Source organism: Collinsella sp. CLA-ER-H6 (assembly GCF_040092305.1).
In the GTDB taxonomy this organism is placed as follows: Bacteria; Actinomycetota; Coriobacteriia; order Coriobacteriales; family Coriobacteriaceae; genus Collinsella.
This window is the reverse complement of sequence record NZ_JBBNLS010000002.1, coordinates 162,685-171,762: the sequence shown is the minus strand read 5'-3', so window position 1 is coordinate 171,762 and position 9,078 is coordinate 162,685. Positions and strand designations below refer to the sequence as shown.

8 protein-coding genes, 1 tRNA gene and 1 rRNA gene are annotated in these 9,078 nt (G+C 56.0%); all 10 read right to left on the bottom strand.

Annotated elements, in window-relative coordinates:
• A 16S ribosomal RNA gene (locus AAAX77_RS01540) occupies nt 1-125 on the bottom strand; the annotation flags it as partial.
• Between the two features lie 890 nt (nt 126-1,015).
• Nucleotides 1,016-1,813, bottom strand: a complete 798-nt coding sequence (locus tag AAAX77_RS01535) for a TraX family protein (RefSeq protein ID WP_349104442.1) — start codon at nt 1,811-1,813, stop codon at nt 1,016-1,018.
• A gap of 193 nt (nt 1,814-2,006) precedes the next feature.
• Nucleotides 2,007-2,082, bottom strand: a tRNA-Lys gene (locus AAAX77_RS01530).
• Between the two features lie 28 nt (nt 2,083-2,110).
• Nucleotides 2,111-3,391 carry an aminopeptidase gene (locus AAAX77_RS01525; protein ID WP_349104440.1) on the bottom strand — a complete coding sequence of 427 codons (1,281 nt, stop codon included), beginning with the start codon at nt 3,389-3,391 and terminating at the stop codon, nt 2,111-2,113.
• An 89-nt stretch (nt 3,392-3,480) separates the two neighbouring features.
• Nucleotides 3,481-4,056, bottom strand: coding sequence for a hypothetical protein (locus AAAX77_RS01520; protein WP_022093792.1), 576 nt, complete (start codon nt 4,054-4,056; stop codon nt 3,481-3,483).
• Nucleotides 4,057-4,935, bottom strand: a complete 879-nt coding sequence (locus AAAX77_RS01515) for a phosphoribosylaminoimidazolesuccinocarboxamide synthase (RefSeq protein ID WP_035136481.1) — start codon at nt 4,933-4,935, stop codon at nt 4,057-4,059. It abuts the gene before it with no gap.
• 118 nt (nt 4,936-5,053) lie between these two features.
• Entirely contained in the window at nt 5,054-6,619 is a 1,566-nt protein-coding gene (locus AAAX77_RS01510) for an ATP-binding protein (protein ID WP_161160479.1), read from the bottom strand.
• Between the two features lie 11 nt (nt 6,620-6,630).
• Nucleotides 6,631-7,353, bottom strand: a complete 723-nt coding sequence (locus tag AAAX77_RS01505) for a response regulator transcription factor (RefSeq protein ID WP_349104439.1) — start codon at nt 7,351-7,353, stop codon at nt 6,631-6,633.
• A gap of 153 nt (nt 7,354-7,506) precedes the next feature.
• Complete coding sequence (locus tag AAAX77_RS01500; RefSeq protein WP_349104438.1) at nt 7,507-8,718, bottom strand: hypothetical protein; 1,212 nt, start codon at nt 8,716-8,718, stop codon at nt 7,507-7,509.
• On the bottom strand, nt 8,718-8,981 hold the full coding sequence (locus AAAX77_RS01495) for a TIGR03905 family TSCPD domain-containing protein (RefSeq protein WP_349104435.1): 264 nt from the start codon (nt 8,979-8,981) through the stop codon (nt 8,718-8,720). The genes AAAX77_RS01500 and AAAX77_RS01495 overlap by 1 nt, the downstream gene beginning before the upstream one ends.
• Between the last annotated feature and the right edge of the window lie 97 nt (nt 8,982-9,078).

Below are 9,078 nucleotides of genomic sequence, written 5' to 3'. Positions count from 1 at the left end.
AGGTTCTCCACGTGTTACTCAGCCGTTCGCCACTCGCTTCTATCCGAAGATAGGTGCCGTTCGACTTGCATGTGTTAGGCGCGCCGCCAGCGTTCATCCTGAGCCAGGATCGAACTCTCCGTCCAAATATGTTGGGCTTCGAGCCCGTCCGGTCCTCACAACTATTAGCTGATCGGTTCCGTTCGATTCATATGGTTCTAGTATAGGAAAAGGAATTTCTCGGGGCCGCCTCTCGGCGGCCTTGCGAAAAACAAATCCAAGTTAGACCATTTCAAATGGTTCGATGTCTGCCCGGATGCGACACAACTGGTGTGTCCATCCTCGCAGTATCCGGTTCTCAAGGTGCACGCTTTGCGGTCCATCCGGTCCGACCGGGCCGCGCGGCAAGGAGATATATTGCCAGACCGGAGGGGCCCCGCGGGCGGGAATCGCGCACTCCATATTTTGTTCACAAATGAATAGAACCCTCAGTTGCTTCGCTGAGGCCGTATTCGAAGCAGCAGCTTCTGATATTGGCGATGACCAGCTGTTTTATGAGTATTGAGACATCGGTCATCTCTGGAGCGCTACTTTACTCCAAAGGCATCAGCTATTTGTTTCCCATCGGTAAAAGGCGGGTTTTGTTCGCCAAGCGTTCTTATATATAGATAGATACGGGTTCGAACCCATGAAAGGGCGACAAAAAAAAGACAGCCAACCGAAGTTGACCGCTTTCTATTCTATGCTGGAGCATCCAGAGGGTGCTTCCGAACTCGTTTTCTCGCTGCCATTCATGCTTTCGAAGCATCTTTCGACCTTCGCAGTCTCATGTTTTGAGGATCTGCCGTGTTTATCACTGTTATCAATGAGTGTGTGGAAGTGATCCTCATACAGATTCATGCGATCCGCCAGAGAACTGAGAAGCATCTTTCTGCAGCCCTCGTTGTCTATCCTCGCATCTCTCAGGTCTTCCGGAAATTCACAAGCAGTCTTAGGGTCAATTTGTTTCTGCTTTCAGAGACTTGTTTGAGAGTTTTTAAAGACAGTTCAAAACAATAAGCGAGACACCATAAAGCAGGGCAAGATGTGCCGGATAGAAAATGTAGAAGAAATATTTCAGCTTCAGCCCTCGCTTGCCATTATAAAGATTGATAAGCAACAACGAAATTATCGCGGCAGCAACATCAGGATTAAAAATATTAGCTGTAGTGAACTCAAATCCGCCGCCAACTATATGGCATGACGAAAGGAGCACTGCGCATACTGCAGCAAAGAACATCTTGGCCTTGCTGTCGTGGAATAAATAGAATGCAGCCACAAGCAGAATGCCATACACGCCGCCATCTAGTTTAGTGTATTCAGCTGCCAGTGCTATCAAAACAATCAGAGCAAATTCTGCGATGTGCCTCTTCCATTTTGAAAGACTTTGTATCTTTTCCAGAATAATCAAAAAGACCAAGGAAAGCAGGAGCTCACACATAACATTTTGTTGCCGAAGGTCGAATAGTTGCCCGGTTTGAACGAAATCGTATATGGGCTCCGCAATGATTGCAAAGACAAGCATATTTCGCAGGTACTTCTTTATGTCATGAGTATGCAAAAATCCCTCAACTATCAAAAAGCAAAATAAGGGAAATGCAATTCTGCCAAGAACATGAAGCACATCCGAAGCCTCGCTTAGAATCGCCCACTGCTCGTCTGATATCTGATTGTACGATGCGTGAGTCATGATTCCATTGGTCAGGACGATCCTGCTTACATGATCGAGAACCATCGAAATGGCCGCTATTATCTTTAATGTGCTGCCGCTAATTCCGTATCTGTCTGTTTTCATTTCGTTTTCCTTTCTTTGGGTGGGCCGTCGGGGGTTCAGCCTGCTTCGCAGGCGGCCGCTGCGGCGCTTTCGCGCCTTGCGCGCTGCGCTGGCAAACGCTCACGCGTTTACTCAGCTCCGAGCCCCGACGGGTTCGAACCCGTGCACCGGCAACAAAAAAGCGACCAACCGGAGTTGATCGCTTTCTATTCCATGGTGGGCCGTCAGGGGTTCGAACCCTGGACCTTGGGATTAAAAGTCCCCTGCTCTGCCAGCTGAGCTAACGGCCCGCGGGTGGCATTGTACCACGGTCTGGGACTATTCCCAACTCCATTGGCCGTTCTGGAAAATCACAACTTCACGTCCATCAGGCGTAATGCCCGTAATATCGATGTCGTCCGTGCCGATCATAAAATCAACGTGCGTGCTCGAGACGTTAACACCATGCTCCAGGAGCTCCTCCTTGGACATGTCATACCCACCCTCGATACATTCGGGGAAACCGACACCTAGCGCGAGATGGCAGCTAGCGTTCTCGTCATAGAGCGTATCGTAGAACAGAACACCACTTTCGCGGATCGGCGTGTTCTTGGAAATGAGCGCGACCTCTCCCAGGTGAGCAGCGCCCTCGTCAGTATCGATGATACTTGCGAGCGTTGCCTTGCCCACGCGGGCGTCGTAGCCCACCACGCGGCCGCCCTCGAACTTAATCCAAAAATCGTCGACTTTATTGCCGTGGTGGATGAGCGGCATGGCCGAGTACACGATACCGTCGGCGCGCATGCGATCGGGCGAAGTGAAGACTTCCTCGGTGGGAATGTTGGGGAAGAAGGGGTGCCCATCGGGCGTCTTGCCCTTGCCGCCGGCCCACTCGTGACCCTTCGTCATGCCAATCGTCAGATCGGTTCCATTTGCCGCGGTGTAATGCAGGCGGTCGAAACGATTGTCGTTCAGGAAACGCAGGTTCTTTTCGAATGCGGCGTCATGGAGTTCCCAGTCGCTCTCTGGGTCCTGGCCATCGGCGCGAGCGGTGTGCAGAATCGCATTCCACAGCTTATAGATTGCAACCTCATCGGCGTCTCCCGGGAACACCTCGCGCGCCCAAGCCACGACCGGAGCGCCGGCGATGCACCACGGATTGATGTTGTAATCCAGTCCACGGCGGAAAACTTTGCACTGCGTGTTCTTTGCCTTAGAAGCTGCAGCGGGCTTAGCGGGATCGATGCCCTTAAGGGCGGCGGGGTCCGCACCCTCGATAAAGATAAAGCAGGCACCGTCCTGGGCCAGGGAATCCAGCTGCAGGCGCTTCCACTCGGGCGTCTGCTCAAAATAGCTTTTCTCGACATGCTCGTACGTGAGCCTCGTCACGGCATCATCGGCCCAGATGACCGTCACGTGGCCGGCGCCGGCAGCATAGGCCTCCGCGACCACCACGCGCGCAAACGGCGCGCACTCAACCGGAGACTGAACGACGACTTCCTGGCCGGGCTTAACGTTTACGCCCTTGCGGACAACCAGGCGCGCATAGTTTTTAATCTTGGGCTCCAGGGACTTCATACCCTCCAGGACCTCTTCGACCGTCAGGGCAGCTCGAATCATGTGCCACTCCATCTATCTATAGAACAGTAAAAAGGCGCGCCGCAAAAACGACGCGCCTTATATCTTAGCGATAAGTATGTATGCAAACGCTACTTCTTCTTGGAGTCCTTCTTGTCCTCCTCGGCAGCTGCGCGCTCGATAAGAGCGTTGAGCTTGTTCTCGGACATGCCCTCGGCCTGCGCGCGGTACATGTTGCGCAAGGGACGAATACGAGCGAAGTCGTAGATAAAGTCACCCAGGATGATGACATAGGACAAAACGATGCCGACCATCTGGACAGGGCTGGACACCATGCCAGCGGGAGCGAAGTACAGCGAGGCCCAAATTGCCACGACGAGCACCATGCCAATGGCGAGCACAATCCACCAGATGCGACGGCGCTTGGTGTAGTCCTCGTCCTGCTTGAGGAGGATATTCGACACCGTATAGATGCGGTCCTCCTTGGCGCGCTGCTTAGCCTTGCGGGCGCGCTTCTCCTCTTTAGAGAGGCCCTCGAGGTTCTCGCCCTTCTCGAGCTCTTTGCGGCGTGCCTTAGACGAAGCCGGCACGACGCGAACGGAGCTCGCTGCTTGGCGGGCGGGCTTAGCAGATGCGGCAGACTTGCGCGCAACCCCGGTAACTTCGTGGGATTGCGTGCGCTTGTTCGTGGCGCTACGGGTACTCACTTATGCGTTCTCCTTCATGCTTGTGAACTGGGAGCCCGTGATGATCTGGAAGGCCTCGCGATAGCGCTCGGACGTGCCATCGATGACCTCGGCGGGCAGGTGCGGGGTCTCCCCCGTCATATCCCAGTTGGCCTTGAGCCAATTGCGGACGAATTGCTTGTCGTAGCTAGGCTGGATCTTGCCCTCCTCGTAGCTGGCAGCAGGCCAGAAACGGCTGGAGTCGGGCGTGAGGCACTCGTCGATCAGCGTGACCTTGCCATCAATAACACCAAACTCGAACTTGGTGTCGGCAATGATGATGCCACGGGTCGCGGCGTACTCGGCAGCGGCCTTGTAGATCTTGAGGGAAAGGTCACGAATCTGCGTGGCGATGTCCTCGCCCACGATCTCGCAGCAACGCTCGAACGAGATGTTCTCGTCGTGGTCACCGATCTCGGCCTTCGTGGACGGCGTGAACAGCGGCTCAGGAAGCTTGGAAGCCTCGGTCAGGCCCTCAGGCAGCTGGATGCCGCAGACGGTGCCGTTCTCGTCGTAGGTCTTCTTGCCCGAACCGGTCAGATAGCCGCGGACGATGCACTCGATAGGAATCGTCTGGGCCTTCTTAACCAGCATGGCGCGGCCAGCGAGGTAGTCACGATACTCAGCAAACTCCTCGGGGAAATCCGCCGGGTCGATGGAAACGAGATGGTTGGGGACGATGTCGGCAAACTTATCGAACCAGAATGCCGAGATGCGATTGAGTACCTCTCCCTTAAACGGAATCTCGTCGGGAAGAATGAAGTCGAACGCAGAAATGCGGTCGGTGGCGACCATCAGCAGGTTTTCACCGGCATCGTAAATATCACGAACCTTGCCACGGGAATCCGGACGACGCTCCATCGTTGTCACGTGAGTCACTCCTTACCTAAATACGACAGAAATGCGGGTTCTTTCCCGCATGTTTTCGCAAACTCGGAGCGGCAGGGACGCGGCCCCTCCTTCACCGAATAGCGAAAAGCTAGTGCTCCATTGTAGTAGATGCCGCGTCTGCCGTGTGCTCGCGGGGCAGATGAATTGTAAAAGTCGTACCCTTTCCAAGCTCCGACTCCACGGATATGTAGCCATGGTGACGCTCGACGATCTGCTTGGTCACGGCGAGGCCAACGCCCAGGCCGCCAGCTTCGCGGGCGCGGCTGGCATCGGCGCGCCAAAACCGCCCGAAGATGCGCGACAAATCGTCCTTGGCAATACCGATGCCGGTATCAGAAACGGCAATGCTGACGTGCTTGCGGTCACTGAGCACCGACACCACGACCCAACCGCCCTCGGGGGTGTAGCGCATGGCGTTGCTCATGAGGTTGATAACACATTGCGTGATCATGTCGGGATCGGCCTCGACGACATCGTCGTGACCCTGGGTCTCGTCCGCAAAACGCAGGCGCAGATCGCGGTCGACAAACAGGCGCTCCTGGGCATTAACGATGGAACGCACGAAAGGAACCATGTCCACCGGCTCAAGGTTGAGCGGAGCCGTGCTGTTTTCCATGCGCGACAGGTCGAGCATCTGCTGCACCAGACGAGCCAGGCGACGCGTCTCGGAAGCAACGGTTTCCAAATGCTCATCGTCGGTGGGATACACGCCATCCTGCATGGCCTCGACCGTTGCGAGCATGGCCATAAGCGGCGTGCGAAGCTCGTGTGCAACGTCTGAGGTCAGGCGCTTCTCGTGTTTCATATCCTTCTCGAGCGAAGTGGCCATCTCATCGAAGGTCTCACCCAGCTGATCGATCTCGTCATCACCGCGCAGTCCCGTGCGAGCCGACAGGTCGCCGTCACGGATTTGCTTTGCGGTACTGGTGATGCGATGAATCGGCTTGGTGAGCATGCGCGACACGAGCGATCCGATAACGACCGAAATGCAGATTGCAACAACCGCGGCGAGGGCCATGGCGTTAAAGGTCTTCTCCCTAAACGCAGAGTCCGCCTTGGTGAGCAGAGCGTCGGAGCCGATGGCCCACAGCTTTACCTGTCCGACATGCTCGCCGGAAGACGTTACAATCTCGACGTTAGCAACGCTATCGGAGTCGGTTGGAGCAGACGAGACCGGGCTATGCGATGCCCTCTTGCCGCTCGTGTCGTCGGTCGTAGCCTGGTTTTCGCGTATATCGGCGGTGGCGCTTGCCGAGGGCCAGGAATCGTCATAAACGATCACGCCCTTTTTATTGACGACCTGCATGCCCAGATCGTCGGAAACCAAACTCGACGTTGCGACCGTGCGCAGTTCTCCCGCGGTCCAAGAGCCGTTTTCCTCATATGAGGTTGCCAACTTCTCGGCAGCGGAATTTGCGATTTCGACGATATTGGAGCGTGTGTAATCCGAAAAGACCGTGCCCCACACAACAGAGACAACGCCCACCAGCACCAATACCGTCATGAGCGATGTCAGAGCAAAAGCAAGTGCCATGCGCGAGGGATAGCTCATCGTTGGCCGTGAATCGGAACGAGGCGTGTTCCAACTAGCCTTGGAACCCGCCTCGCTCTCCTGCTTGTGCTTTTGTCCGATTTCAAAGCGCGCAGGTGTCATATGTGATTTCCCTATTTCTCGTCCGACTTATCGGTCTTGGCCGGAGCCTCGAAGCGATAGCCGACACCATGGACGGTGTAGAGCCACTTGGGCTTCTTGGGATCATCGCCCAGCTTGGCGCGAAGATTCTTCACGTGGCTATCGATGGTGCGCTCATAGCCCTCAAAGTCATACCCGAGCACTTTCTCGACCAGCTCCATGCGGTTATACACACGGCCGGGATGGCGGGCAAGCGTGGTGAGCAGCTTGAACTCGGAAGCCGTCAGATCGACTTCCTTGCCCTCGACCAAGATCTTGTGGCCCGAGATATCGATGACCAGATCGCCGAAGTCGAGTACCTCGACGGCGGGCTCGTCGGCCTGATGGGCACGGCGGAACAGAGCGCGAACGCGGGCGACGAGCTCGCGCGGCGAGAACGGCTTGATCAGGTAGTCGTCGGCACCGAGCTCGAGGCCGATAATACGGTCCTCGATCTCGCCCTTGGCCGTCAGCATAATGATGGGGACATCCGAGGTGTCGCGAATGGTGCGGCAAACGCGCTCGCCGGGAATCTTAGGGAGCATGAGGTCGAGCACGACCAGGTCGAACTGATGCTTCTCGAACTCCTCGATAGCGGACTGGCCGTCGCCCACGCCCACAACCAAATAGCCCTCGCGCTCGAGATAGGCAGCGACAGCGTCACGGATTGCCTTCTCATCCTCGACCAGCAGAATCTTTTTTGCATCTGAAGCCATAACACGGCCCCCCTGTCTCAATTAGCTAAGAACAAGCTCATTTTAACGCACCTGAGCCCACCGGGTATCGCATGGGTGCGATAGCTCGGCGGGCGGTACTCATAGTCACAACGCGCTTATTCCCCTGTCGACGCCTTTTTAACCCCTCGGAGACTAAAGAGAGAACAAGCGAGCGGTAACCGTCTCGGGAATCCCCTGACTGTTACGCACCGTTGCGTACGTTAAGAACGAGTTCGATTTACCCGCCGTAGCAGGATAATCGCCATACTCCAAGGCTCGGTCGGGCGACAGAAGCGAGCCGTAGGTCTTAGCCGAAGTGTCAATCAAAAAATGCGACGCCTGAACTTTAACCAGGTATTTATTTTTCCTTCCCGCGGCGCACGCGAGCGGCTCACGCGAAAGGAAGAGGTACGGCCCGCCCTCGCTACCGATATAGGTGCCCATATTGCCCAGGCTACCCACACCGCTATACGTCGCCTCAATGGAGAACACGAAGGTGTCGCCCATATACACGGCCTCGAAAGGCGAAACCGACGAAGGCAGCACCAGCTGAGCTCGCTTCGTGTTGTTGCCGTCAGTCAGGTCGATCGCCGTCATACCGTAATAGACGCCCTCATCATTGTGCACGCGGGGCGAGATGGTCAGGATGCCGTCGCTCACACGCGGGGCGGATGCGAAACGGCCCGTTGACTTCCAAATAGTCTCAGGCTTGGACTCGCTGGGCGACTGACGGTAGCAGTACGAATCGTTACTCGTCTTGGTGCCGGCGGACGAAGGCATCTTATACCAGATGACCGACGACTCATACGCTGTGAAGAGCGGCGGATCGTAGTTTTCGCCACCGCGGTCGAGCTCGACAGCGTTGCCGGTAAGGGAGGAGCCTGCAAGGTTTTGCGCATAGAGTTTCCAGGACGCATTGGCAAAGTTCATCTCGACCCACGCGAACACGCCATCACCCGCGCGAACGTCATAAAACGCATAACCGGTTCCCTCAATGGGATCCTCAATAAGTGTGGTAAGCGAGCCATCGCCCAGGTTGAGCACACCAAGCGTATTGGCATGCAGGGCAGAAGCAGGCGCCATCATCGCGGCAGCGTAGTCTCCATCGCAGTAGTACAGCAGCGTGCCCAGCGGCAGCGTCCACGAGGCCACGGGCTCAAGATCGATATCGACAGCTTCGTACTCATCAGTGATCGAGACAATCTTCGAATCGTCCTTGATAACCTGCGGCTCGCCAGCGACGTCATCACTCGTGCCCGTTTTTTTCGAGCAACCGGCCAGTACGGCAGCAGCACCGGTAGCGGCGCCACCCAGCACAAAACCTCGACGCGTTATTCCATTCTTAAAGCGATCAGCGATGCTCATTAGGCGATCTCTGCGCGAGCGGCCTCGATAGCGCGCGTAAGCTGATCGGCGCATGAGGTCTTTTTCATACCGCAGGTATTACCGGCGAGAACCTCGATTACGCGATCGGCGGGAGCGCCCTCGACCAGCCTGGAGATGGCCTTGAGGTTGCCATCGCAGCCGCCGGTAAACTCGACGCCCAGCACCTTGCTGCCGTCATCGGAAAGATTGAGGTGGATATTGCGAGCGCATACGCCCTGCGGCTTGTAGTCAAAACTAATCATTGAGATCCCCTCTCAGAAAGAAATTTCAGACGTCTATTATCCCCGCCTGGACCGACTTATTATCGCAAGCACCGATTCAACATCCTACGATGCTTGG

What these genes read in the sequence shown, in the direction of transcription:
- AAAX77_RS01535 (WP_349104442.1), bottom strand. Translation starts at nt 1,813, where the DNA reads ATGAAAACAGACAGATACGGAATTAGCGGCAGCACATTAAAGATAATA.
- AAAX77_RS01525 (WP_349104440.1), bottom strand. Translation starts at nt 3,391, where the DNA reads ATGATTCGAGCTGCCCTGACGGTCGAAGAGGTCCTGGAGGGTATGAAG.
- AAAX77_RS01515 (WP_035136481.1), bottom strand. Translation starts at nt 4,935, where the DNA reads ATGGAGCGTCGTCCGGATTCCCGTGGCAAGGTTCGTGATATTTACGAT.
- AAAX77_RS01510 (WP_161160479.1), bottom strand. Translation starts at nt 6,619, where the DNA reads ATGACACCTGCGCGCTTTGAAATCGGACAAAAGCACAAGCAGGAGAGC.
- AAAX77_RS01505 (WP_349104439.1), bottom strand. Translation starts at nt 7,353, where the DNA reads ATGGCTTCAGATGCAAAAAAGATTCTGCTGGTCGAGGATGAGAAGGCA.
- AAAX77_RS01500 (WP_349104438.1), bottom strand. Translation starts at nt 8,718, where the DNA reads ATGAGCATCGCTGATCGCTTTAAGAATGGAATAACGCGTCGAGGTTTT.
- AAAX77_RS01495 (WP_349104435.1), bottom strand. Translation starts at nt 8,981, where the DNA reads ATGATTAGTTTTGACTACAAGCCGCAGGGCGTATGCGCTCGCAATATC.